The organism is Micromonospora musae, from assembly GCF_003626545.1.
GTDB classification, from domain to species: Bacteria; Actinomycetota; Actinomycetes; order Mycobacteriales; family Micromonosporaceae; genus Micromonospora; species Micromonospora musae.
Window position 1 is genome coordinate 500,854 of the sequence record NZ_RAZS01000005.1, and the last position, 25,906, is coordinate 526,759.

The 25,906-nt window shown below is 72.5% G+C and carries 30 protein-coding genes and 1 riboswitch; of the genes, 17 read left to right on the forward strand and 13 right to left on the reverse strand.

The window, feature by feature from the left end; all coding sequences use genetic code 11:
* Positions 1-152 precede the first annotated feature (152 nt).
* Entirely contained in the window at positions 153-1,931 is a 1,779-nt protein-coding gene (locus tag D7147_RS17020) for a beta-N-acetylhexosaminidase (RefSeq protein ID WP_407663355.1), read from the forward strand.
* Between the two features lie 1,297 nt (positions 1,932-3,228).
* Positions 3,229-3,885 (forward strand): C39 family peptidase, encoded by a 657-nt coding sequence (locus tag D7147_RS17025; RefSeq protein WP_120678704.1) that lies wholly within the window; start codon positions 3,229-3,231, stop codon positions 3,883-3,885.
* A gap of 112 nt (positions 3,886-3,997) precedes the next feature.
* Here the strand turns inward: D7147_RS17025 and dusB are convergent, their stop codons facing one another.
* The 4 genes from dusB to D7147_RS17045 form a co-directional block, all read right to left on the reverse strand.
* Positions 3,998-5,170 carry a tRNA dihydrouridine synthase DusB gene (dusB, locus tag D7147_RS17030; RefSeq protein WP_120678705.1) on the reverse strand — a complete coding sequence of 391 codons (1,173 nt, stop codon included), beginning with the start codon at positions 5,168-5,170 and terminating at the stop codon, positions 3,998-4,000.
* A gap of 62 nt (positions 5,171-5,232) precedes the next feature.
* Positions 5,233-6,612 (reverse strand): glycine--tRNA ligase, encoded by a 1,380-nt coding sequence (locus D7147_RS17035; RefSeq protein WP_120678706.1) that lies wholly within the window; start codon positions 6,610-6,612, stop codon positions 5,233-5,235.
* Positions 6,613-6,728: 116 nt separating this feature from the next.
* Entirely contained in the window at positions 6,729-7,298 is a 570-nt protein-coding gene (locus tag D7147_RS17040; RefSeq protein ID WP_325050661.1) for a hypothetical protein, read from the reverse strand.
* Positions 7,299-7,322: 24 nt separating this feature from the next.
* The gene (locus tag D7147_RS17045) at positions 7,323-7,664 is read right to left on the reverse strand and encodes an antibiotic biosynthesis monooxygenase family protein (protein ID WP_120678709.1); all 342 of its coding nucleotides are present in this window, start codon (positions 7,662-7,664) and stop codon (positions 7,323-7,325) included.
* A 27-nt stretch (positions 7,665-7,691) separates the two neighbouring features.
* Between D7147_RS17045 and D7147_RS17050 the strand changes: the two genes are divergently transcribed.
* The 10 genes from D7147_RS17050 (at position 7,692) to D7147_RS17090 (ending at position 12,968) form a co-directional block, all read left to right on the forward strand.
* Positions 7,692-7,949, forward strand: a complete 258-nt coding sequence (locus tag D7147_RS17050) for a DUF6703 family protein (protein ID WP_120678711.1) — start codon at positions 7,692-7,694, stop codon at positions 7,947-7,949.
* A gap of 54 nt (positions 7,950-8,003) precedes the next feature.
* On the forward strand, positions 8,004-8,966 hold the full coding sequence (locus D7147_RS17055; protein WP_120678713.1) for a metal ABC transporter substrate-binding protein: 963 nt from the start codon (positions 8,004-8,006) through the stop codon (positions 8,964-8,966).
* A complete protein-coding gene (locus D7147_RS17060) occupies positions 8,963-9,724 on the forward strand; it encodes a metal ABC transporter ATP-binding protein (protein WP_120678715.1) in 762 nt (253 codons plus the stop codon). Before D7147_RS17055 ends, D7147_RS17060 begins: the two co-directional genes overlap by 4 nt.
* 4 nt (positions 9,725-9,728) lie before the next feature.
* Positions 9,729-10,598, forward strand: a complete 870-nt coding sequence (locus D7147_RS17065) for a metal ABC transporter permease (RefSeq protein ID WP_120678717.1) — start codon at positions 9,729-9,731, stop codon at positions 10,596-10,598.
* Positions 10,599-10,641: 43 nt separating this feature from the next.
* Positions 10,642-10,941: an ArsR/SmtB family transcription factor gene (locus D7147_RS17070; RefSeq protein ID WP_120678718.1), complete on the forward strand. Its 300-nt coding sequence runs from the start codon at positions 10,642-10,644 to the stop codon at positions 10,939-10,941.
* 28 nt (positions 10,942-10,969) lie between these two features.
* Positions 10,970-11,368 carry a Fur family transcriptional regulator gene (locus tag D7147_RS17075; RefSeq protein WP_120678721.1) on the forward strand — a complete coding sequence of 133 codons (399 nt, stop codon included), beginning with the start codon at positions 10,970-10,972 and terminating at the stop codon, positions 11,366-11,368.
* Between the two features lie 39 nt (positions 11,369-11,407).
* On the forward strand, positions 11,408-12,013 hold the full coding sequence (locus tag D7147_RS17080) for a hypothetical protein (RefSeq protein ID WP_120678722.1): 606 nt from the start codon (positions 11,408-11,410) through the stop codon (positions 12,011-12,013).
* 9 nt (positions 12,014-12,022) lie between these two features.
* Positions 12,023-12,190 carry a hypothetical protein gene (locus D7147_RS32690; RefSeq protein WP_187398843.1) on the forward strand — a complete coding sequence of 56 codons (168 nt, stop codon included), beginning with the start codon at positions 12,023-12,025 and terminating at the stop codon, positions 12,188-12,190.
* A gap of 101 nt (positions 12,191-12,291) precedes the next feature.
* Positions 12,292-12,663 carry a type II toxin-antitoxin system RelE/ParE family toxin gene (locus D7147_RS17085; RefSeq protein ID WP_120678724.1) on the forward strand — a complete coding sequence of 124 codons (372 nt, stop codon included), beginning with the start codon at positions 12,292-12,294 and terminating at the stop codon, positions 12,661-12,663.
* Positions 12,663-12,968 carry a helix-turn-helix domain-containing protein gene (locus tag D7147_RS17090; RefSeq protein ID WP_120678726.1) on the forward strand — a complete coding sequence of 102 codons (306 nt, stop codon included), beginning with the start codon at positions 12,663-12,665 and terminating at the stop codon, positions 12,966-12,968. The genes D7147_RS17085 and D7147_RS17090 overlap by 1 nt, the downstream gene beginning before the upstream one ends.
* Positions 12,969-13,178: 210 nt before the next feature.
* Here D7147_RS17090 and D7147_RS17095 read toward each other — a convergent pair whose 3' ends face one another.
* The 4 genes from D7147_RS17095 to D7147_RS17110 all read right to left on the reverse strand — a co-directional run bounded on the left by D7147_RS17095 (position 13,179) and on the right by D7147_RS17110 (position 17,584).
* On the reverse strand, positions 13,179-15,191 hold the full coding sequence (locus tag D7147_RS17095) for an acyl-CoA dehydrogenase family protein (protein WP_120678728.1): 2,013 nt from the start codon (positions 15,189-15,191) through the stop codon (positions 13,179-13,181).
* 159 nt (positions 15,192-15,350) lie between these two features.
* Positions 15,351-15,854: a DUF6328 family protein gene (locus D7147_RS17100; RefSeq protein ID WP_120678730.1), complete on the reverse strand. Its 504-nt coding sequence runs from the start codon at positions 15,852-15,854 to the stop codon at positions 15,351-15,353.
* A gap of 129 nt (positions 15,855-15,983) precedes the next feature.
* Positions 15,984-16,733 (reverse strand): sugar isomerase domain-containing protein, encoded by a 750-nt coding sequence (locus D7147_RS17105; protein WP_120678732.1) that lies wholly within the window; start codon positions 16,731-16,733, stop codon positions 15,984-15,986.
* Complete coding sequence (locus D7147_RS17110) at positions 16,730-17,584, reverse strand: alpha/beta fold hydrolase (RefSeq protein WP_120678734.1); 855 nt, start codon at positions 17,582-17,584, stop codon at positions 16,730-16,732. Before D7147_RS17110 ends, D7147_RS17105 begins: the two co-directional genes overlap by 4 nt.
* 73 nt (positions 17,585-17,657) lie before the next feature.
* Positions 17,658-17,762: riboswitch (TPP riboswitch) on the forward strand.
* A gap of 75 nt (positions 17,763-17,837) precedes the next feature.
* Here D7147_RS17110 and D7147_RS17115 point away from each other — a divergent pair.
* The 3 genes from D7147_RS17115 to D7147_RS17125 all read left to right on the forward strand — a co-directional run bounded on the left by D7147_RS17115 (position 17,838) and on the right by D7147_RS17125 (position 20,804).
* Positions 17,838-18,428 carry an ECF transporter S component gene (locus D7147_RS17115; protein WP_120678736.1) on the forward strand — a complete coding sequence of 197 codons (591 nt, stop codon included), beginning with the start codon at positions 17,838-17,840 and terminating at the stop codon, positions 18,426-18,428.
* Positions 18,429-18,546: 118 nt separating this feature from the next.
* Positions 18,547-20,007, forward strand: coding sequence for an ABC transporter ATP-binding protein (locus tag D7147_RS17120; RefSeq protein ID WP_120678967.1), 1,461 nt, complete (start codon positions 18,547-18,549; stop codon positions 20,005-20,007).
* Positions 20,004-20,804 (forward strand): energy-coupling factor transporter transmembrane component T family protein, encoded by an 801-nt coding sequence (locus D7147_RS17125; protein WP_120678738.1) that lies wholly within the window; start codon positions 20,004-20,006, stop codon positions 20,802-20,804. The genes D7147_RS17120 and D7147_RS17125 overlap by 4 nt, the downstream gene beginning before the upstream one ends.
* A gap of 117 nt (positions 20,805-20,921) precedes the next feature.
* On the opposite strand, the gene D7147_RS17130 is transcribed toward D7147_RS17125, so the two are convergent.
* Positions 20,922-21,176: a hypothetical protein gene (locus D7147_RS17130; RefSeq protein ID WP_120678740.1), complete on the reverse strand. Its 255-nt coding sequence runs from the start codon at positions 21,174-21,176 to the stop codon at positions 20,922-20,924.
* Positions 21,177-21,485: 309 nt separating this feature from the next.
* Here D7147_RS17130 and D7147_RS17135 point away from each other — a divergent pair, with 309 nt between their 5' ends.
* On the forward strand, positions 21,486-21,782 hold the full coding sequence (locus D7147_RS17135; RefSeq protein ID WP_120678742.1) for an MTH1187 family thiamine-binding protein: 297 nt from the start codon (positions 21,486-21,488) through the stop codon (positions 21,780-21,782).
* A gap of 110 nt (positions 21,783-21,892) precedes the next feature.
* Positions 21,893-23,335: an NADP-dependent phosphogluconate dehydrogenase gene (gene gndA / locus D7147_RS17140; RefSeq protein ID WP_120678744.1), complete on the forward strand. Its 1,443-nt coding sequence runs from the start codon at positions 21,893-21,895 to the stop codon at positions 23,333-23,335.
* Between the two features lie 251 nt (positions 23,336-23,586).
* Here gndA and D7147_RS17145 read toward each other — a convergent pair whose 3' ends face one another.
* The 4 genes from D7147_RS17145 to recO form a co-directional block, all read right to left on the reverse strand.
* Positions 23,587-23,817, reverse strand: a complete 231-nt coding sequence (locus tag D7147_RS17145) for a thioredoxin reductase (protein WP_120678969.1) — start codon at positions 23,815-23,817, stop codon at positions 23,587-23,589.
* A 141-nt stretch (positions 23,818-23,958) separates the two neighbouring features.
* A complete protein-coding gene (locus D7147_RS17150; RefSeq protein ID WP_120678746.1) occupies positions 23,959-24,144 on the reverse strand; it encodes a hypothetical protein in 186 nt (61 codons plus the stop codon).
* A 112-nt stretch (positions 24,145-24,256) separates the two neighbouring features.
* Positions 24,257-25,063, reverse strand: coding sequence for an isoprenyl transferase (locus D7147_RS17155; RefSeq protein ID WP_120678748.1), 807 nt, complete (start codon positions 25,061-25,063; stop codon positions 24,257-24,259).
* Positions 25,064-25,078: 15 nt separating this feature from the next.
* The gene (recO, locus tag D7147_RS17160; RefSeq protein WP_120678750.1) at positions 25,079-25,879 is read right to left on the reverse strand and encodes a DNA repair protein RecO; all 801 of its coding nucleotides are present in this window, start codon (positions 25,877-25,879) and stop codon (positions 25,079-25,081) included.
* Between the last annotated feature and the right edge of the window lie 27 nt (positions 25,880-25,906).

Genomic DNA, 25,906 nt, shown 5'->3' on the forward strand with positions numbered 1-25,906 from the left:
ATCACCACTATCCGCGTTCGTACCGGTTTTTGGGAACGGTTCCACGCGCAAGATCACGCAGATCCGCCCTTCGCCGTACCCTTGACGGCACAGATTTCGGTGAACGTCATATTTGCCACAACCGACGCAAATACACCCCCGGAGCCGCCGCCGTGTCGTCCCTCCCCTCCGCCGCCGACCGCGAACAGCTGTCGCTGCGCACGCCGGAAACCGGCGACCTCGCGCGCAGCGCCGCCCGAGTCGCCGACGAACTGCTCGCCCCCGCCGCCCCGGTACGCCTCACCGACGTCGTCCCGGCGCCGGAGCAGGTACGCCCGGAGCCGGCCGACGATCACCTGCTGACCGCCGACACGGTGATCCGGGTCAGCGCCGAGAGCGCGCTCCCCGTCGCCGAGCACCTCGCCGAGCTGCTCCGACCGGCCACCGGCTATCCGCTCCCGGTGACCGACACGGCCGACCCGGACTCGGACCGCGGAATCGTCCTCGCGCTCACCGGCGACGAAGCCCTCGGCCCCGAGGGCTACCGCCTCGACGTGACCCGCGACCGCGTACGGATCACGGCGGCGCAGCCGGCGGGCCTCTTCTACGGCGTGCAGACCCTGCGCCAACTGCTACCGCCGGCCGTCGAGAGCCGGACGCCGGTCGCCGGACGCTGGACGCTGCCCGGCGGGTCGATCCTCGACCGGCCCCGCTACGCGTACCGAGGCGCGATGCTCGACGTGGCCCGGCACTTCTTCTCGGTCCCCGACGTGCTCCGGGTCCTCGACCACCTGGCCCGGTACAAGCTCAACCAGCTGCACCTGCACCTCACCGACGACCAGGGCTGGCGGATCCCGGTGCCCGGCTGGCCGCGCCTCACCGAGGTGGGCGGCGCGACCGAGGTCGGCGGCGGGCCGGGCGGGCACTACAGCACCGCCGACTACCGCCGCATCGTCGCGTACGCGGCCGCCCGGCACATCACCGTCGTACCCGAGATCGACCTGCCCGGACACACCAACTCCGCGCTCGTCGCCTACGGCGAGCTGGCCCCCGACCGGGTGGCGCCGCAGCCGTACACCGGCACCGAGGTCGGCTTCAGCTACGTCGACCCGGCGAGCGAACGAACCTACGAGTTCGTGGCCGACGTGCTCGGGGAGGTCGCGGCGAACAGCCCCGGCCCGTTCCTGCACATCGGCGGCGACGAGGCGTTCAAGGTCAAGGGGACGGCGTACACCGACTTCGTCGAGCGGGTGCAGCGCATCGTCGCCGACACCGGCAAGACCGTCGTCGGCTGGCACCAGATCGCCCCGGCCGCGCACCTCGACGGACGGGTCGTGCAGTGGTGGGGCACCGACGGCGACGACCCGACGACCGCCGAGGCGGTACGCCGGGGCGCGCGGCTCATCCTCTCCCCCGGCAACCACGCCTACCTCGACATGAAGTACGCGCCGGACACCCCGCTCGGACAGGACTGGGCGGGACTTGTCGACGTGCGCCGGGCGTACGACTGGGATCCGGGCAGCCACCTCGCCGACGTACCGGCCGAGGCGGTGCTCGGCGTGGAGGCGCCGCTCTGGACCGAGTCGGTGACCACGCTGCCGGAGATCGAGTTCATGCTCTTCCCGCGGCTCCCCGCCCTCGCGGAGCTGGGCTGGTCACCACGCTCGACGCACGACTGGGACGGGTTCCGCGAGCGGCTCGCCGGGCACGGCCCACGCTGGGCGGCCGCCGGGATCGCGTACCACGCGTCGCCGGAGCTGCCCTGGCCCGTGGCCGCCGCCAACGCCACCGGCGCATCCGGCGCAGCTCTGTCCAGCGACCCGGCGGCGGCTCTCGGAACGAGCACCGACCCGGCGCCGGAAGCCGATCGGGCGACGGACAGCGCACCGGTGACGGAGTCCGCCGCGATCCCCAGCCAGCCAAGACCGGACACCGCGCCCGATCCCGCCTGACCAGCCGCCGGTATCGACCGGCCGCCCCGATCCGGCGACCGGCCGGAACCCCGTCGACCGTCGACGCGGAGGGAACCGGTGGCTGGCGGGCCGTTCACGCCATGATCGACTCGATTTACCGGGATGTCGGGCTGTCCGCCTCGGCGGTCACCCCGACATGCACGGAAGTCGTGCCGGGCCCGCCTGAGCGAGCGCGGCCCGTCCGCGATCCAGGCTCGTACCGCCGACCTGATCCGGTGGCGCGGGCCCGATCCGTGCCATGGTCAACTCGGGTTCCTTGATGTCGGGGTATCCGCCCACCGGGAGACCCCGACATGCGCGTACCCCGAGTCGATCAACGGCCGCCGAAGGTCTGCGGCGGCGAAATGCACCCTGACGTCCATTCTGCGTCCGCCCCACGGGTGCCGGGACACGGGTGCCGGGCCGGGACACGGGTGCCGGGGCCGGGGCGCGGGTGCCGGCGGAGGACGCGGGTGCCATCCAGGGACGCCGGTGTCGGGCCGGGGGGACGTCGGCCTAGCGAGTCGGGCGTGCCGAGCCGGCGTCCGGCCGATGATCGACTCGAGTTCCTTGATGTCGGGGTATCCGCGTCATCGGGACGCCCCGACATCAATGAACCCGAGTTGACCATCAGGCGGATCGGGGTCGGGGCCGATTCGGGTACCGGGATGTCGGGCTGTCCGCTTCGGCGGCCACCACGACATGCACGGAACCGCGACCCCGCCGCGCGACGTCCGCAGAGTTTCGCGAGAGATGTCCGGTTCCGACTTGGCCGGCTCCTGCCTGAATAGCCCGGTTCGGGGTCGGCGTCCCGTGGTCGGGGCCACCCCGGCGGCGGAATCATCGCCGGGCCCGGGTCGTTGAACATGGTCGAGGCGCGCGACCCCGGTCGCCAGCCCCCGAGGGACCGGCCCGGCCGGGAATCATCACCGGCCCCGGGTCGTTGAACCCCCTCGCCGCCGCCAGCCCCGCACCACCGGGCTATCCGCGACGGCCCCCGGGAACGACCGGCCCGCCGAGGCCGTTGCACACCCCGGCAACACACCCCACCAGGGCCGCCCCGCCGGGCCCCCGGGAATGACCGGCCGCCCGAGGCCGTTGCACACCCCCACGGGACACGCCCCGACCACCCGTCGGGCCACCCGCACGAGACGCCCCGGAATGCCGGCCGACCCGGCCGCGTTACACCCCGGACCCGCCCGAGCAGGCCACGCCGCCGGGCCTTCGAACCTCCCCCTCACCACACGCGGACCCCGACACACTTCCGCGTGCACCCCCGAACAGAGAGGCACACATCATGCGTACCGATCTGATCCGCAAGACCGTCCTCACCGCCGCCGGCATCGCCGCCGCAGGCGGAGGCATCGCCGGCCCCGCCATCGCCGCCAACGCCTCCCCCGCTGAGTCCAAGCCCGCCAGCCAGGTCCAGGACCGCAAGGGCCACAGCGAACGTGAGCTGAACGTGCGCTACGAGGCGCAGCCGAACTTCTACTACTGCGGCCCCGCCGCCACCCGCAACGCCCTCTCCGTCCAGGGCAAGGACATCAACGTCGACGCCATGGCCAAGGAAATGGGCACCACCGAGGCAGGCACCAACTCCATCAACGACATCACCCCCGTACTGAACAAGGAGACCGGCAAGAACGCCTACCACTCCGTCGAAATCTCCAGCAAGATGGCCGACGACAAGCAGACCGACAAGCTGCGTGACGACATCGTCCGCACCGTCGACGACGGCCACGCCGTAGTCGCCAACATCGCCGGCACCAGCACCGACACCGACGGCAACACCCACTCCTACGAAGGCGGCCACTACATCAGCGTCATCGGCTACCGCGACGGCGGCAACACCGTCACCATCGCCGACAGCGCCGACCCGAACATGGCCTCCTACCGCATCAGCGTCGAGCACCTCGCCGACTGGATCGCCACCCGCGGCTACTCCACCAACTGACCGAAGCACCAACCGAAAGGGCCGGCCCCAAACGGGGCCGGCCCTTTCGTCGTCTCGCCGAAGGCCGGGTCCGGAACTTCGGCCGGGCGCCGCATCGGATTCTCGCCGACGGTCAGCCGCCCGAGTCGGCCAGCTCGGCGCCTTCCGGCACGGTGTCGTCGTCCCGGCTCGCGAGCCAGCCGTCGGGCAGGAAGACCTTGCCCGGCGAGTTGGTACGGCCGCGCGGCTGGCCCAGGGTCTCCACCGGGAACGGCACGCTCGGGTCGAGCTTGGCGAGCAGGTCGTCGAGCTGGGCGAGGCTCTCGATCATCGCCAGCTCGCGGCGCAGCTCGCCGCCGACCGGGAACCCCTTCAGGTACCAGGCGACGTGCTTGCGGAAGTCGGTGCAGCCGTCCCGCTCGCCCCGCTCCGGCGTACGCGCCCCGGCGCTGAACTGCTCGACCAGCAGCTCGGCGTGCCGACGCATGGTCGTGGTCACCTCGCCGAGGGTGGGCAGCCGGCGCTCGGGTCGGCCGTTGAAGGCGGCCTCCAGGTCGGCGAAGAGCCACGGTCGGCCCAGGCAACCCCGGCCGACCACCACCCCGTCGACGCCGGTGTGGGCGACCATCCGCAGCGCGTCGTCTGCCTCCCAGATGTCGCCGTTGCCGAGCACCGGCACGTCCAGCGCCTGCTTGAGGGTGGCGATGGCGTCCCAGTCGGCGGTGCCCGAGTAGCGTTGCGCGGCCGTGCGCCCGTGCAGCGCCACCGCGGCCACCCCGGCGTCCTGGGCAGCGAGCCCCGCCTCGACGTACGTCAGGTGGTCGTCGTCGATGCCCTTGCGCATCTTGACCGTGACCGGCACCCCGGCCGGCGACGCGGCGTCCACCGCGGCCTTCACCAGTCGGGCGAAGAGCCGACGCCGCCACGGCAACGCCGCTCCCCCGCCCTTGCGGGTCACCTTCGGTACCGGGCAGCCGAAGTTCAGGTCGATGTGATCGGCGAGATCCCGTTCGACGACGATCCGCACGGCCGCCGCGGTGATCTCCGGGTCCGTGCCGTAGAGCTGGAGGCTGCGGGGCTGCTCGTCCGCACCGAAGGCGATCATCCGCAGGGTCTTCGGGTTCCGTTCGACCAGCGCGACGGTGGTGATCATCTCGCAGACGTAGATGCCGCCACCCTGCTCCCGGCAGAGCTGCCGGAAGCCGACGTTGGTGATCCCGGCCATCGGCGCCAGCACGACCGGTGGCCACACCTGGTGACGTCCGAGCGTGAGCGGGCGCAGGCGGGGCAGGGTCGGAGCACTCACCGCACAAGTGTACGGGGCTCCGGCCGGCGCTCTCGCGCAGCGCCGGAGCCCCGCAGCGCAGCTCAGCAGCCGGGGAGGCGCTCGATCAGGTAGCGCTCGACCTGGTCCAGGGAGATCCGCTCCTGACCCATCGTGTCCCGGTTGCGCACGGTGACGGCGTTGTCGTCCAGGGTGTCGAAGTCGACGGTCACGCAGAACGGCGTGCCGATCTCGTCCTGGCGGCGGTAGCGCCGGCCGATCGCCTGCGAGTCGTCGAACTCCACCACCCAGCGCTTGCGCAGGTTGGCGGCGAGCTCCTTGGCCTTCGGCGAGAGCGCCTCGTTGCGGGAGAGCGGCAGCACCGCGACCTTGACCGGCGCGAGCCGCGGGTCGAAACGCATGACCGTCCGCTTGTCCACGCCGCCCTTGGTGTTCGGCGCCTCGTCCTCGTCGTACGCCTCGAGCAGGAAGGCGAGCACCGCCCGGGTGAGGCCGGCCGCGGGCTCGATCACGTACGGCATCCAGCGCTCACTCTTGGCCTGATCGAAGTACGACAGGTCGACGCCGGAGTGCTTGCTGTGCGTGGAGAGGTCGAAATCGGTCCGGTTGGCAACGCCTTCGAGCTCCGCGAACTCGGTGCCGCCGAACTGGAAGCGGTACTCGATGTCGACGGTCCGCTTCGAGTAGTGCGACAGCTTCTCCTTCGGGTGCTCGTAGAGGCGCAGGTTGTCCGTCGACAGGCCGAGGTCGAGGTACCAGTTCCAGCGCTCCTGGAGCCAGTACTCGTGCCACTCCTCGTCGGTGCCCGGCTCGACGAAGAACTCCATCTCCATCTGCTCGAACTCGCGGGTGCGGAAGATGAAGTTGCCCGGGGTGATCTCGTTGCGGAACGACTTGCCGGTCTGCGCGATGCCGAACGGCGGCTTCTTGCGGGCGACCGTCTCCACGTTCTTGTAGTTGACGAAGATGCCCTGGGCGGTCTCCGGGCGCAGGTAGTGCAGCCCCTCGTCGCTCTCCACCGGGCCGAGGTAGGTCTTCATCAGGCCGTTGAACATCTTCGGCTCCGTGAAGGTGCCCTTGTTGCCGCAGTTCGGGCAGTTCAGCTCGGCCAGCGAGGTCAGCGGCTTGCCGTGCTTCTCGGCGTACGCCTCCTCCAGGTGGTCGGCGCGGAACCGCTTGTGGCAGAACTGGCACTCGGTGAGCGGGTCGACGAACTCGGCGATGTGACCGGAGGCCTCCCAGACCTTGCGGGCCAGGATGACGGCCGAGTCCAGGCCGACGACGTCGTCGCGCTGCTGGACCATGGTCTTCCACCACTGCCGGCGGACGTTCTCCTTGAGCTCCACGCCGAGCGGACCGTAGTCCCACGCCGACCGGGTGCCTCCGTAGATCTCGCTGGAGGGGAAGACGAAGCCTCGGCGCTTGGCGAGGCTGACGACGGCGTCGATACGGTCGACTGGCATGTTTCCTCCTACGCCGGCTGGCGGTCGGCGGGGACGTGATTTGGGAACGGAACGAGCAGTTCGGGACAACGCTAGCCACGGCGGCGCCCCGAGCCCAGCAGAATACCGGGGACCGTTCAGTTGATCCCGCAGACCTCCAGGCCGCCGGACTGCTGGTCCTGGCCGAGGACGACCTGCTGCCGCTCCCGCCGGCCGCCCTCCAGGGTCACGTCGACCGGCACGGTGAGGTTGTTGGTGTCGACCTCACCGAGCCGGTAGGCGGTCACCTGCGGCTCCGCGGCCACCCGGCGCTCGAAGTCCGTCCGCGACTCGCGCCGCTGCGCGTCGTCGCAGAGCTGGTCGTACGCCTGCCCGAAGTTCCGGTCGACGAGCGCCTGGTAGTAGTCGGTGGAGACCGTCCGGCCCTGCTCACGGACCGCCTGCACGCCGCTCACCGCGAGGCCGACCACTGCGCCGCCGCCACCACCGCAGCAGAGCAGCACGGCCAGCGCGCCGACTCCGAGGCCCAGCCAGAGCCGGGCCCGGCGTCCTTCGGTGGGGGGTGCGGCGAACGGCGGCGACACCCCGGGCCCGGGCGGCGGGGCCGGTGGCCCGGCCGGCGGACCGGGCACGGCGGGAGGTTCTTCGCCGGGGGGCCCGGGCGGCGAGTGGTGCGGCGGTGGGGCTGCCGGTCCGGGAGCGGTCATACGAGCAATCTAGTGCCCGCCGGCTCAGCGGTAAGGACCTGCGGCACGATCGCTGGCGGTGATCACCACCGCCCCGCCGGGCGCGGCGGTGGCGAGCGCCTCGTAGGCGGACGGCTCGTCGAGCGACTGTGCGAGCAGCGGCACGGCGCTGACCTTGACCTCGAAGCCGCCCAGGGCGCGCCGGTACGCCCCGACCGACTCCCACTCGGTGACCAGGCACCAGTGCGCCGGGTCGTCGAGCGCCCGGACCAGTTGGCCGCGCAGGTAGCCGGGGCGGGCGGCCAGCGCGGTGAGGGCGGCGTGCGCGCGCTCGGTGAACTCGTCGGCGACATCGACGTCGACCACGAACCGGTTGGTCACCAGCACGGGCGTCCTCCTCGTAGAGTCTGTGGGATGCAGCGTACGCAGAGCCCCCTGCTGGGTCGGCTGGCCCGGGTGAACCCGACGGCGGTGTTCCTGATCACCCTGGCGCTGGTGCTGGTCGCGCTCTTCGCGCCGGGTCCGGTCGGCGGGGTGCTGTTGCTGGCGCTCGCCGGGGGCCTCGTCGCGCTGCTGGCCAAGACCTGGCCGGTGCAGGCGCCGCAGACCCGCCTGATCCGGCTGCTGATGCTGACGCTGCTGGTGGCGGTGGCCCTGGTCAAGCTGCTGTGACATGCACACATGCGTTTTTGACAATCATTGTCGTTATCGCGGACAGTTGACGACATGAACAACCGCGCCGCTGTCCGCACCCTGGCCGCCACCACCGCCGCACTGCTCGCTCTCGGCGGTGCCGCCGCCTGCTCCTCCGGCGGCAGCGCCGGTGCCGACCCGCAGCGGGTGGACGTGGTGGCCGCGTTCTACCCCCTCCAGTTCATCGCCGAGCGCATCGGCGGGGACGCGGTCCGGGTGACCAACCTGGTCAAGCCGGGCGCCGAGCCGCACGACCTCGAACTCACCCCGAGCCAGGTCGGCGAGGTCAGCCAGGCCGAGGTGGTCGTCTACCTGAAGGGCTTCCAGCCGGCGCTGGACGAGGCGGTCCAGCAGAACGCCGCCGACCGGTCCTTCGACGTCGCGACCGTGGAACCGCTGCGGGACGCCGCCGCCGGTGGCCACCAACACGAGGGTGAGGAGGGCGAGGAGGCCGAGGAGACGGCCGCGCTCGGCGGCAAGGACCCGCACTTCTGGCTCGACCCGACCCGGCTCGCCACCGTCGCCGACCAGCTCGCCGACCGGCTGGGCAAGGCCGACCCGGACCGGGCCGCCGACTTCACCTCCCGCGCCGAGGCGCTCCACGCCGACCTGGCGAAGCTCGACACCGAGTACGCCACCGGGCTCAAGACCTGCCAGCGCCAGGAGATCGTGACGAGCCACACCGCCTTCGGCTACCTGGCGCAGCGGTACGGGCTGGAGCAGGTCGGCATCACCGGCCTGACCCCGGAGAGCGAGCCCTCGCCGCAGCGACTCGCCGAGGTGGCCGAGGAGGCGCGGGAGCACAAGACCACCACGATCTTCTTCGAGACGCTGGTCAGCCCGAAGATCGCCGAGACCATCGCCGCCGAGGTCGGCGCGAAGACCGCCGTGTTGGACCCGATCGAGGGCCTCACCGAGGACGGCGGCTCGGCGGACTACCTTTCAGTCATGCGTACGAACCTGCAAGCGCTGCGTACGGCGCTGGGTTGCTCGTGAACCCACCCGTGATCACCGTCGCACACGCGGCCGTCGGCTACGACGGCCGCGCCGTGCTGCGTGACGTCTCGCTGACCGTCACCGCCGGCGAGGTGGTCGCCGTACTCGGTGCCAACGGGTCCGGCAAGTCCACCCTCGTCCGATCCGTGCTCGGGCTGGTGCCGCTGAGCGCCGGGTCGGTCACGCTCTTCGACCGCCCGCTGCGCCGCTTCCGGCAGTGGGAGCGGATCGGGTACGTCCCGCAGCGGCTCGGCGCGGGCGGTGGCGTACCGGCCACGGTCCGGGAGGTGGTGGCCTCCGGCCGGCTAGCCCGACGGGGCATCCTCCGCCCGCCCGGTGCCGCCGACCGGACCGAGGTCGACCGCGCCCTGCACGCGGTGGGGCTCGCCGACCGGGCGAACGACGCCGTCGCCACCCTCTCCGGCGGCCAGCAGCAGCGCACCCTGATCGCCCGGGCGCTCGCCGGCCGGCCCGAACTGCTGGTGCTCGACGAGCCCACCGCGGGCGTCGACGCGGCCAGCCAGGAGGCGTTCGCCGGAGCGCTGCGCGAGTTCGTCACCGACGGCGGGACGGTGCTCCTGGTGGCGCACGAGCTGGGCCCGCTGCGGCCGGTGATCAGCCGGGCGATCGTCGTCCACGACGGCGGCATCTGCCACGACGGCCCGGTGCCGGAGCCGGCCGGGCACCACGCCGAGCCCGACCACGACCACGTTCACCCACACTGTGACGACGAGCCGGCACGGCTCTGGAGCATCTGACCCCATGGAACTCTTCCAGTACCCGTACATGCAGCGCGCCCTGATCGCGGCGCTGGTCATCGGTCTCGCCGCCCCGGCGCTCGGCATCTACCTGGTGCAGCGTCGGCTGGCGTTGATCGGCGACGGGATCGGGCACGTGGCGCTGACCGGCGTCGGCGCCGGGCTGCTGCTCAACCGCTCCCCGGTGCTGGTGGCGGTGATCGTGGCGACCCTCGGCGCGATCGCCATCGAGCTGGTCCGCTCCCGCGGACGCACCTCCGGCGACCTCGCCCTGGCGCTCCTCTTCTACGGCGGCATCGCCGGCGGCGTGATGCTCGTCGGGCTCTCCCACAGCCCCAGCGCGAACCTCAACGCGTACCTCTTCGGGTCGCTGACCACCATCTCGCCGACCGACCTGACCACCATCGTGGTGCTCGGCGTGGTGATCCTCGTCGCGATGCTCGTGCTGCGCCCGGCGCTCTTCGCGGTCAGCCACGACGAGGAGTACGCCCGGGTCTCCGGCCTGCCGGTGCGGACGCTGAACATGCTGATCGCGATCACCACCGCGGTCACCGTGACGATCGCCATGCGCGCGGTAGGCGTACTGCTGATCAGCGCGCTCATGGTGGTGCCGGTGGCGAGCGCCCAGCAGGTCACCCGCGGGTTCCGGAGCACCATGACGGCGGCGATGGCCCTCGGGCTCTTCGCCGCCGGCTCGGGCGTCTGGGTGGCGGCCAACGCCGACACCGCCCCCGGCGCGTCGGTGGTGCTGATGGCGATCGCCTCGTTCCTGGTGATCGCGCTGGCCGCCGCGGGTTGGCGGGTGCTGCGTCGCCGGCGGGTGCCCGCGGCGGCGCCGGCCGCCCCGGAGCCGCACGAGGTCCTGATCGGTTGACCGCGGCGCGCACGAGCCGGGCGGAAGTGGTTATCGTTGCGAGGTGAGCGACGGACCGGGCTACGACGGCTTCGAAGGTGCCAGCGAGCTGCTGCGCGCGCTCTCGGCCCCGATCCGGCTGGCCATCGTCAGCGAACTCGCCGCGGGCGAGCGGTGCGTGCACGAACTGGTGGAGAAGCTCGGCGTGGCGCAGCCGCTGGTCTCCCAGCACCTGCGGGTGCTACGGGGGGCGGGTGTGGTGCGCGGCTCCCGACGGGGTCGGGAGATCGCGTACTGCCTGGTCGACGAGCACGTCGCGCACATCGTGGCGGACGCCGTCAGCCACGCCGGGGAGGGATCATGACGAAGCGACGGGCGGGAGGGGGTCCTCGATGAGCGAGATGAACGCCACCCTGCGCAACACCCGTCAGCGCAGTGCGGTCAGCGCCCTGCTGGCCGAGGTCGAGGGGTTCCACAGCGCGCAGGACCTGCACTCGATGCTGCGCGACCGCGGTGAGCGGGTCGGTCTCACGACGGTCTACCGGACGCTTCAGGGTCTCGCCGACGCCGGCGAGATCGACGTGATGCGCCCGCCGGGCGGCGAACACCTCTACCGCCGGTGCAGCGAGGGACACCACCACCACCTGGTCTGCCGGGTCTGCGGGCGGACGGTCGAGGTGGAGGGCCCGGCCGTGGAGAGCTGGGCCGAGCGGGTCGCGGCCCAGCACGGCTACGCCGACGTGAGCCACACCATGGAGATCTTCGGCACCTGCCCCGGCTGCGCCGGCTGACCCTCGCCGCCGGTCGTCGCCCGTGACACGCTGTCCGGCGTGAAGATCTATGCCGATCGTTTCCCGACCGCCGTCCGACAGTTCCTCACCGACCTGCTCGTCGTCGTCTGGGTGTACGCCGCGATCCGCGGCGCGCTGTGGCTGCACGACCTGGTGCAGAAGCTCGCCGTGCCCGGTCAGAAGCTGGAGGGCGCCGGCGGTGGGCTCGCCGACAACCTGGCCGACGCCGGCGGCAAAGTCGGCCGGGTGCCGCTGGTCGGCGACGAGCTGACCGCTCCGTTCGAACGCGCCGCCGATGCGGCCCGGGCGCTGGCAGAGGCCGGCCGCGACCAGCAGGAACTCGTCGACCAGCTGGCCCTCGCGCTCGCCGTGGCCGTGCTGATCTTCCCGCTCGGCCTGGTGCTCGTCGGCTGGCTGCCGCTGCGGGTGCGCTGGATGCGCCGCGCCGGGTCGGCCGCGAAGCTGGCCGCGGCACCCGCCGGGCGGGACCTGCTCGCCCTACGCGCGCTGGCCGGTCAGCCGCTGGGCCGGCTGACCCGGATCGCGCCCGACGTGGCCGAGGCGTGGCGACGCGGCGACGAAGCCACCGTCGACGCGCTCGCCGCGCTGGAGCTGCGTCGGCTCGGCCTGCGGGAGGACCGCTAAGGTCTTCGGGTGTTCTACTTCCTGGTCGCCATCGCCGTCCTGCTGATCGGCTACGCCGCTGTACTGGTCACCTTCGTCCGCAAGGGTCGTCGCATCCCGCCTGCGGCCTACCTCGTCCTGGCGGCGCTCAACGGGCTGATCCTCGCGGCGATCCTGGCCTGGGCCGTCGCCCGCTGACCCGCGCACGGCCCCCGGACCCGGCGGCCGCATTCAGGGCTCGTCGTCGGCAGCGGATGAATTCATAACGCAGACGTGATGCGGTGGGCTATAGTCCACCCATGGGCAGCTGGGAAGTCAACCTCACTGAAGAGGTCGAGGACTGGCTGCTTGATCTCTCGAAGAGCGATCCCGACTCGGCCAACCAGGTGGCCGCCGCCATCGACATGCTAGAGGCCGAAGGGCCTGCGCTGGGTCGACCGCTGGTCGACCAGGTCAAGGGATCCACCTACCGCAACATGAAAGAACTCCGCCCGGGTTCGGCGGGAACGACCGAAATGCGGATCCTGTTTGCCTTCGATCCCCAGCGGGAAGCCATTCTCCTGGTCGCCGGAGACAAGTCGGGCAACTGGAAGGGCTGGTACGAGAAGAGCATCCTCGCCGCAGACCAGAAGTTCGCCGAACACCTGCGAGAGCTGAAGGGAAGGCAGTGATGGCACGTAGCTGGCGGGACGTCCGCTCCCGCATGAACCTCGACGAAGAGAAGATCGCGCAGATCAGGGAGCGCATGCGCGCCGAGCAGCGCGGCGCCCGGCTGCGTGAGCTTCGCGAGGGACGCGGCATGACGCAGCAGCAGGTCGCCGACCGGATGCAGGTCACACAGCCCCGCGTCGCCGCGATCGAGAACGGCGAGTTGCCACGGACAGAGGTCGGCACCGTGCAGCGCTACATCGAGGCGCTGGACGGGCGAGCCGACTTCGTGGCCGTGTTCGACGGCGAACGGCTCGCGTTGAGCTGACTTTCAACCACGCGGCCCGCGCCGCTTCGGTCAGCAAAGCGCCCCTCCCCACCTGGTGCCTCGCGCGGCAGGTGGGCGGGGCGCTTGGCCGTCTTGACCGCCGCCACCTCGGCGGGCTCCGCCGCCGGCCGCCATCTCGGCGGGCTCCGCCACGGGCCAGGCCGAGACCTGGCGGACGGCGCCCCGGGGCGGTGCGGACAGTGGCGGAGGTCACTGGGGTGGCGGGATCCTCCGGCGGGCGTCGGTGGCGGTCGACGGGCCTGCCGACCAGGGGGCCACCCAGGGCAGCTCGTCGGACGGGGTGATCACACCGGACTCCAGATCGGTGTATCGGCCGGCGAGGATCCGCTTCGCCGCCGCGACGTCGACCGAGTCGGTGTTCTCCCAGAGCGACGTGAGGAGCGCGTCGACCCGGACCCGGGCCTGCCGGCAGAAGAGGTCGGCCAGTTCGAGGTTCTCCGGCCGGGCGTCCCGCTCGGCGTGGGCGCGGACGCAGACCGCGGCCATCGCGGACAACTCCGCCCCGATGTCCACGATCCGCCCCAGGAACGCCTGCTTGCGCTCCATCCGCCCCTGCCAGCGCGACATCGCGTAGAACGTCGACCGGGCGAGCTTGCGCGACACCCGCTCCACCTGCCGCAGGTGGCGGGCGAGCGGCCCGAACTCGGCGTACGCCCGGGGGCTCTGACCCCGCCCGACCGCGAGCGTGGGCAGCCACTTCGCGTAGAAGACCCCGGCCCGGGCCCCCGACTTCGCCTTGCGCCCCAGGCCCGCGTCCGGGTCGATGATGTCCCCGGCGACCGCGAGGTGCGCGTCGACCGCCTCGCGGGCGATCAGCAGATGCATGATCTCCGTCGACCCCTCGAAGATCCGGTTGATCCGCAGGTCACGAAGGATCTGCTCGACGGGGGCCGGCCGCTCGCCGCGAGCGGCCAACGAATCCGCCGTCTCGTAGCCACGACCGCCACGGATCTGGATCAGGTCGTCGACGATCCGCCAGGCCATCTCGCTGGCGTAGAGCTTGACCAGCGCCGCCTCGATCCGGATGTCGTTGCGGTCGTCGTCGGCGAGCCGGCAGCAGATCTCCAGCATGGTCTCCATGCCGTACGTCGTCGCGGCCATGAAGGCGAGCTTCTGGGCGACCGCCTCGTGCTCACCGACCGCCCGGCCCCACTGCACCCGTTCGGCGGCCCACTGCCGCGCCACGTTCAACGACCACTTGCCGGCGCCCACGCACATCGCCGGCAGTGAGAGGCGACCGGTGTTGAGCGTGGTCAAGGCGATCTTCAGCCCCTTACCCTCGCCCCCGATGACGTTCTCCGTCGGCACGAAGACGTCGTGGAACCGGGTGACGCTGTTCTCCAGGCCCCGCAGGCCGAGGAAGCTGTTGCGCCGCTCCACCGTGATGCCCTCGGCGTCGCCCTCCACGACGAAGGCGGTGATGCCGCCGCGGCGCCCCTCGGCGGCCGGCACCCGGGCCATCACGACGAGCAGCGTCGCCACGGTGCCGTTGGTCGCCCAGAGCTTCACACCGTTGAGCCGGTAGCCGGCGCCGTCCTCGGTCGGCTCGGCGGTGGTCGCCAACCGGGCCGGGTCCGAGCCGACGTCCGGCTCGGTCAGCAGGAACGCGGAGACCTCGCCGGCCGCCAGCCGGGGCAGGAAACGCTGCTTCTGCTCCGGCGTACCGAACATCTTCAGCGGCTGCGGCACACCGATGGACTGGTGTGCGGAGAGCAGCGCGCCGATCGCCGGGCTGACCGAGCCGGCGAGCATCAACGCCCGGCAGTACTGGAGGTTGCTCAGCCCGAGCCCGCCGTACGCCCGGTCGATCTTCATGCCGAACGCGCCGAGGCGACCGAGACCCTGGAACACCTCGTCGGGGATGCGCGCGTCCCGCTCGATCGCCGCGCCGTCCACCTCGGTGGCGAGGTACTCCCGGAGCCGGCCGAGGAACTCCTCGGCCCGGGCGTCCTCGTCCGCGTCGGAGCTCGGCCACGGGTTGATCAGGTCGAGTCGGAACCGGCCGAGGAAGAGCGACTTGCCGAAGCTCGGTCGGTCCCAGGTGGATTCTCGGGCCGCCTCGGCGACCTGGCGGGCCTCCTTCTCGGAGACCTGCCCCGCCTCGCTCGGCAGCGGGGCCGCGGTGCCGCCACTGGTGTCGGGTCGCTCCGGAGCGCCGCCGGAGGAGCCCGGCTCGGGTCGGCTGTCCTGCGTCGTGGTCACGGCTGCCCCCTCGAACCTCGGTCCGCTGCGTCAACGTGCTCGACAAACGCCACGCTACCCCCGGTTGTTACCCAGGGGTAGCGCTGCGTAAAGATCGATTTTCGGCGATGGCGTGGGGTAAGCCGGTGAGCCGGCCGGGCCCGGTCACCAGGGCGGGGGTCAGTCGCCGGTGAGCGTACGAGGGTCGTCGTCCTCGTCGTCGATGTCGTCCTCGCCCCAGTTGCGGCGGGCGAACGGCAGCAACGCCCAGAAGCCGAGGAACCAGAGCGCGGTCAGCGCGCTGAGCACGAACGCGAGCGGACGGTCGAGGACGAAATCGGTGATCAGCAGTACCGCGCTGACCATCGAGACCAGCATGAAGGCGAGCCCACCGGAGGCCATCCGGTGGGCGAACCGGACCAGCTCCGGCTTGCGCCCCTGCCGGAACAGCGCCCGGTGGAACGCCACCGGAGAGATGATCAGCGCCGTGGCGGCCGCCGCGGCGAGCAGCGAGACGACGTAGACGTCCTTCTGGAAGTCGGTCGTCCGGGTGAAGCCGTTGCTGAACGGCAGCGTCAACAGAAAGGCGAACAGGATCTGCACCCCGGTCTGCGCCACCCGCAGCTCCTGGAGCAGATCGGCGAAGTTGCGCTGCCAGCGTTGCCGCTCCGTCTCCTTGGACACGCGCTACCTCCCGCTCCGACGCTAATGCCGACGGAGGGCGCCGCCGGCAGGAACGCCAGTGCCCGATGGCCCGTCATCTGAAACCGACTCATGACAGGCCGACGTGCCACGCCGAACGCGGGAGCCGGGTCAGGCGCCCCGGCGGATCCGGCCGGCGTAGCGGGCCTCGAGGGCGTTGTTGTGCTCGTCGCCGCCGGCGATGTTGGCCGACAGGTAGACCGGGGGCTGCTGCCCCGCGGCGAGCAGCCGGGCCACCACCTCGACCGTGATCTGCTGCGCGAGCAGGGCGGCGGTGATCGAGGAGACCGCGCCGACCGCGCCGCCACCGGGCAGCGGCAGCGTCGCGTCGCCGTACGGGGCGCCGTTGTCGAGCACCACGTCGGCGAAGTCGGCGAGCTTGCGCCCGGACGGGTGGCGGGACGTCATCCGGGCGGAGTGCTGCGCCGAGGTGATCGCCACCAGGGCATGGCCGTTCTCCTTGACCACGGAGGCGAACTCCACCATCGCGCCGTTGACCCCCGAGTTCGAGGCGAGCACGAAGACGTCCTGCGGGCGTACCGGGGCCAGCGCGTAGAGGCGGTGCGCGACCGTCGGGTCCCGCTCCAGGGTCGGGCCGAGCAGGTCGACGGGTGCGCCGCCGAGCAGCACCAGGTCCCGCAGCGCGATCCGGTTGGTGGGCACCAGCCCGCCGGCCCGACCGGCGAGCTCCATGGCGAGCGCCTCGGAGTGGCCGGTGCCGAAGGCGTGCACCACGCCGTCGGCGCCGATCGACTCGGCGATCAGGTCGGCCGCGCGGCCGACCGCCTCCCGCTGGCTCTCGGCCACCCGGTTCATCGTCTCGGTCACCATCGCCAGGTAACCCTCGGCGTTCAACGTCACAGCTCCTCCGTCCCATCCGTACGTGCATCGCCGGCGACTCGGGCCAGGATCACCTCGGCCAGCGGCGCGGGCGCCTCGTCCGGGATCCAGTGGCTCACCCCGGGCAGCTCCACGAAGCGGTAGTCGCCGGTCACGTGCCGCGCGCACTCCTCGGCGGCGCCGCGACCGATCGCGGTGTCGCCGTCGCTCCAGACGTACGTGGTGGGCACCGTCACCGGCCCGACGGCTCCCAGCGCGGCCCCCGACATCGCCCGGTACCAGTTCAGCGCCCCGGTCAGCGCGCCGGGCTCACGCATCGGCTCCGCGTACGCGGCCACCCGGGCGCTGTCTCCGACGCCGCTCAGCACCCGGCGCAGCCCGGCCGCCCGCATTCCCAGCAGCATCTTCTCCGCCGTCCCGGCCTGGCGGAAGAGCGCCATGTACGACGAGCGGGCCTTCTGCTTCGGGTCGTGCGCGAGCGCGTGCGCCATGGCGGCCGGGTGCGGTACCGACACGGCGGTGAGCGTCCGGACCCGCTCGGGGTGCGCCGCGGCGAGCGCCCAGGCGACGGCGGCACCCCAGTCGTGCCCGACGAGGTGCGCTGCCTCGACGCCCAGCGCGTCGAGCAGCGCCGCCGCGTCGGCCACCAGCTCCGGCAGCTGGTACGCCTCGACGTCGGTCGGCCGGGCACCGGGTGAGTAGCCGCGCTGGTCCGGCGCGTAGGTGCGCAGCCCCGCGTCGTGCAGGGCGGGTACCACCTCGTCGAACTCTCCGCCGTGTTGCGGGAAGCCGTGCAGCAGCAGGACGGGCTCGCCGCCCTCCGGGCCGCCGGCGCGTACCACGAACTCCAGACCACGGGCGTCGATGCGCATGATCGGCAGCCTACCCAGGTCGGGCGGCGTGGCCCGGCCCCTGCCCACGGTGCTAGCGTCTCCGTATCAATTTCACATCCGACAGGGGAGCGCACAGCGCTGAGAGTGCGGGCACGCCCGCAGACCCTCGAACCTGATCTGGGTAATGCCAGCGCAGGGAGTTCGGTCGACCTCCAGCCGCGTCGCCGTCCGGTGATACCGGGCGCGGCGTGCGTCTTCTCCTGGTTCCCTCTGCCGAACTGGGAGTAAACAGATGAAAAGCACCGACACCAATCGCTGGCGCACCATCGACATCGTGGTCGCGTCCGTGATCGCCGTCGCCTTCGGCGTCATCTTCTGGGCCTGGAACCTGGTCTGGAGCGCCACCGACGCGGCGTTCGCCTTCTTCCCGCCGGCGCAGACGCTGATCTACGGCGTCTGGCTGGTCCCGGCCGTGCTCGGTGGTCTGGTCATCCGTAAGCCCGGCGCCGCGCTCTACTGCGAGACGGTGGCCGCGATCCTCTCCGCGCTGCTGGGCAGCCAGTGGGCGAGCATCACGATCGTCCAGGGCGTTATGCAGGGCCTCGGCGCCGAACTGGCCTTCGCGGCGTTCCGGTACCACTCGTTCCGCCTCCCGGCCTCGGTGCTGGCGGGCGCGCTCACCGGCGTCAGCGCGGCGATCTTCGACTTCGTCTACTGGAACACGGCGACCGACCTGGCGAGCTACCGGCTCCCGTACGCCCTGCTCACCGTCGTCAGCTCGACGATCGTGGCCGGCGTCGGCGGCTGGGCGTTGACCCGCGCGCTCGCGAACACCGGTGCCCTGGACCGCTTCCCCGCCGGCCGCGAACGCGCCGCCATCTAGCCCCCACCCCGGGCCTCGACCCCGTTGATCAAGAGGTTTGCGTCAACGGGGATCGCGATTCTGACGCAAACCTCTTGATCAACGCTGCTGGTTCGTGGGCCGGAAGGAGGTGAGGGTGGTGAGCGGTGTCACGTTGCGGGGATTCGGGTGGCGGCACGCCGGGCGGAAACGCTGGGCCGTGCAGGGCGTGGACCTGCGCGTCGAGCGCGGCGAACGGGTGCTGCTGCTCGGCCCCTCGGGCGCCGGCAAGAGCACCCTGCTCGCCGCGCTCGCCGGGCTGCTGCCCGAGGACTCGGGCGAGCAGAGCGGCACCGTCGAGATCGACGGACTCGACCCGCGCAAGGCCCGGGAGCGCGTCGGCATCGTCTTCCAGGATCCGGAGAGCCAGCTGGTCATGGCCCGCTGCGGCGACGACGTCGCCTTCGGGCTGGAGAACCGGGGCGTACCGAGCGACGAGATCTGGCCGCGGGTCGACGAGGCGCTGCACCGGGTCGGCTTCCCGTACCACCGGGACCGGCCCACCGCCGCGCTCTCCGGCGGCGAACAGCAGCGGCTGGCGCTGGCCGGGGCGCTCGCACTGCGCCCGGGGCTGCTCCTGCTCGACGAGCCGACCGCCAACCTCGATCCGGCCGGCGCCGCCCTGGTGCGCTCGGCGATCGCCGGCGCGCTGGACGCCGACACGACGCTGATCCTGGTCGAGCACCGGGTGGCCGAGGCGCTGCCGCTGGTCGACCGGGTGGTGGTCCTGGAGGCCGGTGGCGGCGTACGGGCCGACGGAACGCCGGAGGCGGTCTTCGACGCGTACGGTGACGCGCTCGCCGCCGAAGGCGTCTGGGTGCCGGGCCGGACCGTGCCGCCGCGCCGCGCCGCCACCACCGCCGGCGCGGCGCTGCTCACCGCGGACCGGCTGGGCCTGCGCCCCCGCCTGGCCGCGACCGACCTGACCGTACGCGCGGGCGAGGCACTCGCCGTGCTCGGTCCGAACGGGGCGGGCAAATCCACCCTGGCGTTGCTCCTCGGCGGCTTGCTCAAGCCCGGCACCGGCACGGTCACGGCGAGCACGGAGCTGGCCGGTCGGGACGCCTCCGCTCCCCCGCACCGCTGGCGCGCCCCGGCGCTGGCCACCCGGATCGGCTCGGTCTTCCAGGATCCGGAGCACCAGTTCGTCACCGGCACGGTCTTCGACGAGCTGGCCCTCGGCCCGCGCCGCACCGGTCGCACCGAGGCGGAGGTCGACTCCACCGTGGACGACCTGCTCGACCGGCTACGGCTGACCGCGCTGGCGCGCGCCAACCCGTACACCCTCTCCGGCGGTGAGGCGCGGCGGCTGAGCGTGGCGACCGCCCTGGCCACCGCGCCCCGGCTGTTGATCTGCGACGAGCCCACCTTCGGTCAGGACCGGCGGACCTGGCTGGAGCTGGTCGACCTCTTCGCCGACCTGCGCGACGCCGGGCACGGTGTCGTCGCGGTGACCCACGACGCGGAGTTCGTCGCCGCGCTGGCCGACCGGCAGGTCACGCTGACCCGCCCCGCGCCGCCCGGTGACGGGCCGGCGGCTCGGGCCGGGGAGTCCTCGTGATCAGCCTCGAACCGGTCGCCGCCCCCGGAGCGCCGCTGGCCCGACGCAACCCGGTCGCGAAGCTCCTCGCCGCTCTGCTCTTCTCCTTCGTCCTGGTCGCCACGCTCGACCCGGTGGCCCCGGCGATCGCCATCGCCGTCGAACTGGCGGTGCTGCCGCTCTTCGGGGTCCGCTACCGGGTGCTCGCCCGGCGGGCCTGGCCGCTGCTGGTGAGCGCGGTCGGCATCGTGGTCACCCTGGTCCTCTTCGCGGCCGAGCGCTCGGGCCGGCTGCTGGTCGAGGCCGGCCCGGTCGTGGTCACCTCGGGTGTGCTGCTGACCGCGCTCGGCCTGGTGCTGCGGATGTTCGCGGTGGCGCTGCCCGGCGTGATCGTGTTCGCCACCACCGACCCCACCGACCTGGCCGACGCCCTGGTCCAGAACGCGAAGGCACCGGCGCGGTTCGCCATCGGCGCACTCGCCGCGTTCCGCCTCGTGCCGCTGCTCGGGCAGGAGTGGCAGGCGATCAGCATGGCCCGCCGGGCCCGCGGAGTGGACGCGGGACGCAACCCGGTGGCGAAGCTGCGGCTCTTCGTCTCGACCGCGTTCGCCCTGCTGGTCGGGGCGATCCGGCGCGGCACCCGGCTCGCGGTCGCGATGGACGCCCGGGGATTCGACGCCGGCATCGCGCGCACCGTCGCCCGACGGCAGCGGTTCACCGCCGCCGACGCGCTGCTCGTGGCCGGTGCGGTGGCGGTGGCCGCGGCCGCGCTCACCACCAGCATCGTGCTCGGGACGTTCCGCCCGCTGATCGGCTGACCGGGCCGCCCGGCCTCGGCCCGCTGGCCCCGGCCCCGGCGCGCTGGCCCGCTAAACCCGGGCGGGTACGGCCGGGTGCGGCCCACCGCCGCGACGGTGGACCGCACCCGGGACCGGTCAGCTGCGGCGGAAGGCGTACCGGCGGGGCTGGCCGGCCCGCTGGCTGCCGCGGCCCGACCCCGAACGGCCCGGTACGACCGGGGGACCGGCCTTCGGTGACGCCGTACGCGACACCGGCTCGGCCAGACCGTCGGGCAGCGGTGGCACGGCGGGCGTGACCGACAGCCGGTCGAGGTCGACAGGCGTCAGGGCTTCGACGCTCGGGGCGGGACGGGTCGTACGGGACTTCTTCGCGGTGCGCTTGGCAGGCATCCGGGCCTCCTTCTCCGCGTCCGGCCGGGCGGGAGGTGCCGACGCCGAGGATCGCGGCGCCGCACCGCCCCGGCCGGTCACGGCTGGGCGGGGACCGGGCTGGAGTGAGCCACGGTCGGAACGGGCTGGGACTGGTCCCGGGATCGGCCACGCCCGACACCGAGAAGGCGGCGGGAGGAGATGCGAACGCCCGGGAGCGCACGGACCGCGCGCACGGGCAGCGGGCCGGCTCGGAGCTGGGGCGTCATCAGCGCATGAGGTGAGGGTAGTCACCGGCCCACGTACGCGCACCCGAATTACGATCCCCCCATGCTGATCGCGTTCTCGATCACCCCGCTCGGGGCCGGTGACTCCGTGGGCGACCTCGTCGCCGAGGCCGTCCGGGTGGTCCGCGAGTCCGGCCTGCCCAACCGGACCGACGCCATGTTCACCACGATCGAGGGCGAGTGGGACGAGGTGATGGCGGTGGTGAAGCGGGCCGTCGACGCGGTCGCGCAACAGGCGCCACGGGTCAGCGTGGTGCTCAAGGCCGACGTCCGCCCCGGGGTGACCGACGCGCTGACCGAGAAGGTCGCCCGGATCGAGGCCCGGCTCGCCGAGGGCTGACCGGAAGCCGTCCCGCTACCCACCGTGACGGGATCACGATCACTGGTCCCCGCCGCCGTCCGTCGCGATAGGTTCGAAACGCGAACAGCGACAGTGAGAGGTGGCGGCGCATGGCCGAGCAGGCGAAGGCGCAGATCGGGGTTACCGGACTCGCCGTTATGGGCCGCAACCTGGCCCGCAACCTGGCGCGCAACGGGTTCCGGGTGGCGGTGCACAACCGCAACTGGGAGCGCACCCGGAGCCTGATCGCCGAGCACGGCGACGAGGGCACGTTCGTGGCCGCCGAGTCGATGGCCGACTTCGTCGCCGCACTGGAGCGGCCCCGCGCGGTGATCGTGATGGTCAAGGCCGGTGCGCCGACCGACGCGGTGATCGACGAGCTGGCCACGCTGCTGGAGCCGGGCGACATCGTGGTGGACTGCGGCAACGCGCACTTCGCGGACACCCAACGCCGGGAGGCGGCGCTGCGCGAGCACGGGCTGCACTTCGTCGGCACCGGCGTGTCGGGCGGCGAGGAGGGTGCCCTGCACGGGCCGAGCATCATGCCCGGCGGCTCGGCGGAGTCGTACCAGAAGCTGGGGCCGATCTTCGAGAAGATCGCCGCGCAGGTCGACGGGGTGCCGTGTTGCCGGCACATCGGCCCGGGAGGGGCCGGCCACTTCGTGAAGATGGTGCACAACGGCATCGAGTACGCCGACATGCAGCTCATCGCCGAGGCGTACGACCTGCTGCGGGCCGGTCTGGGCGCGGAGCCGGCGGAGCTCGCGGAGATCTTCCGCGAGTGGAACCGCGGCGAGCTGGAGTCCTTCCTCATCGAGATCACCGGTGACGTGCTGGCGCACGCCGACGCCGCCACCGGCCGCCCGTTCGTCGACGTCGTACGCGACCAGGCGGAGCAGAAGGGCACCGGGCGGTGGACCGTGCAGAGCGCGCTCGACCTGGGCATCCCGATCACCGGCATCGCCGAGGCGACGTTTGCGCGCTCCCTCTCCGGGCATGCCGACCAGCGCGAGGCGGCCCGCCGGGCGTTCCCCGGCGGCGGCGCGCAGCTGAAGGTCGAGGACCGCGACGCGTTCGTCGAGGACGTCCGCCGGGCGCTGCTGGCCTCGAAGATCGTCGCCTACGCGCAGGGCTTCGACCACATCAGCGCGGGCAGCCGGGAGTACGACTGGAACATCGACCTGGGCGGCACCGCCACCATCTGGCGGGGCGGCTGCATCATCCGGGCCCGGTTCCTGGACCGCATCCGTGAGGCGTACGACGAGCAGCCCGACCTGCCCACCCTGCTGGTGGCGCCGTACTTCGCCGAGGCGGTCAGCGCGGGCGTGCCCGGTTGGCGTCGCATCGTGGCGGAGGCCGCCCGGGCCGGGGTACCCGTTCCGGCGTTCGCCTCGTCGCTGGCGTACTTCGACGCGCTGCGCGCGGAGCGGCTGCCCGCCGCGCTGATCCAGGGGCTGCGGGACAACTTCGGCGCGCACACGTACCACCGGGTCGACCGGGCGGGGACGTTCCACACCCTCTGGGCGGGCGACCGCTCCGAAGTGGAGGCCTGAGCCGGCGGCCCGGTCGGCGGTGGTCCCGGCCACCGCCCGCCGACCCGTGCCGTCGGCGCGAGGTCGCGGATGGCTGGTAGCCCGTCGACGAGCAGGATGAGCCTGATACCTCAGCGGCACAAGTATGCCGCTGAGGTATCAGGCTCAGCGAGCAGCACCTGTGCCGGTCACGCCGGACAGCGAGCGGGCAGGCGGACGGGCCTGGCGACAGCAGGCCCGCGGACGGGCCGGGGCGACAGCAGACCCGGTCCTCACCAGGCGCGCTGGGTCTCCTCCGCCGGCGTCGGGGCCCATCCGGCGGCCGGTTCACCCTGGGCCAGCTCACCGATCTCGCCGGACCGGATGGCGACGGTGTGACCGAGTTCGGCGCAGTACCGCTCGGCCACGTCGGCGCAGACGTCCGCGACCCGCTCCCGCTGCGCGGCGTCGACCAGGTTCGCGCCCGCCAGCGCGGCCGTCATCTCGAACCGGAGATCCCGCATGACCACCCCCGCGTCAGGGACGCACCCCCGCGACACGCCCCGCGCCTCTCGATCCTAGGCGCGCCCGGGCCACATCACCCCGGCAACGCCCCGGCCCGACCGGCGCGCGGCGGACCGGTCGGGCTCACCAGAAGGTCGGGCTCACCAGAAGGCGTGCCGCTTGGCCTTCTGCGGGCGGAGGCGATCCGCGCCCTTGGCGAGCAGGCGGCTGACTCCGGAGGGGCCGCGACGGGCCTCGATCGTGCGGCTGAGCCGGCGTGCGCCGGCCGCCGCCACCGGAACGGCGATCGCCATCAGCGCCCACTGGACGATGCGCTTCTGAATCATGTGGGTTCACCTCCGTCAGTGGCTCCTGGGAGAACAGATACCCAGGGTGACGGCACGGTAAGCCTGGGCGGCGGCCCGCCCGGCAACGGGCGGACCACCGCGAACGCCGGTTTCAGCCCTGGGTCGGCGGGGCGACCGGGTTGGGCAGGGCTCCGCCGAAGCGCCGGTCGCGCTGCGCGTAGAGCTCACAGGCGTACCAGAGGTGCCGGCGGTCGAAGTCCGGCCAGAGCGTGTCGAGGTAGATCAGCTCGGCGTACGCGCTCTGCCAGAGCATGAAGTTGGAGGTCCGCTGCTCCCCGGACGGGCGCAGGAAGAGATCCACCTCGGGGACCTCGGGGTGGTAGAGGTACTTCGCGACGGTCTTCTCGTTGACCTTGGCCGGGTCGAGCCGGCCGGCGGCCACCTCGCGGGCGATCGCCGCCGCCGCGTCGGCGATCTCCGCCTGACCGCCGTAGTTCACGCAGAACTGGAGGGTGAGCGTCGAGTTGCCGCGGGACATCTCCTCGGCGGTCTGCAGCTCCGAGATGACGCTCTTCCAGAGCCGCCCCGCCCGACCCGACCAGACCACCCGTACGCCGAGGTCGACCAGCTGGTCACGGCGGCGGCGGATCACGTCGCGGTTGAAGCCCATCAGGAAGCGGACCTCGTCCGGCGAGCGCCGCCAGTTCTCGGTGGAGAAGGCGTACGCCGACAGGTAGGGGATGCCCATCTCGATGGCGCCCTCGATCGTGTCGAAGAGGGAGAACTCCCCCGCTTCGTGGCCCTTGGTGCGGGGCAGCCCACGCTCCTTGGCCCACCGACCGTTGCCGTCCATCACCACTGCGACGTGCCGAGGCACCGCGTCGGCCGGCAGTGCCGGCGGACGGGCACCGGACGGGTGCGGCGTGGGTGGCACCGGCTGCCGCCGGCCGGCCCTCATTGATCGGATCACTCGTTACTCCCTGTTCACGCCATCGGCGCCGGGCGTCGAAACGCCCCGGTCTACCAGCGGAAGCGAGCGTAGCGCGCGTTCCAGGTGCCACTGCAGGTGAGCCGCGACCAGCCCGCTGCACTCGCGTCGTACGCCGGCCTCCGCGGCGTCGGCGATCCGCCAGTCACCGCTACTCAGCGCGAACATCAGCTCGATGGTGGCCGGCGCCGGATGGGCCGCGCCGGGTGGTCGGCAGTCCGGGCACACCACACCGCCGGCCGGTACGGAGAAGGCCCGGTGCCGCCCGGGCGTGCCACAGACCGCGCACGCCATCAACGCCGGCGCCCAGCCCGCCAGGGCCATCCCCCGCAGCAGGTACGCGTCGAGCACGAGGGTGGTGGCGTGGCTGCCCTCGGCGAGCGCACGCACCGCGCCGAGGGTGAGCTGGAACAGCCGCAGCGACGGCTCCCGCTCGACCGGGGTGAGCCGTTCGGCCGTCTCGGCGACGGCGCTGGCCGCGGTGTAGCGCGGGTAGTCGCCGAGGAACCGCTTGCCGTAGAGGTCGATCCCCTCGACCTGGCTCACCGTGTGCAGCGAGCTGCCCTGGTTGCCCTTCGGGTCCCCGGCGAGCTGGAGGTCCACGTGCCCGAACGGCTCCAACCGGGCACCGAACTTGCTGGTGGTGCGCCGCACGCCCCGGGCCACCGCACGGATCCGGCCGTGCCGTCGGGTGAGCAGCGTGATGATCCGATCAGACTCGCCGAGCTTCTGCACCCGCAGTACCACCGCGTCGTCGCGGTAGAGCTGTCGGCGGTACCCGGTCATCGGACCATTCTCCCTCGGGGTACGAAA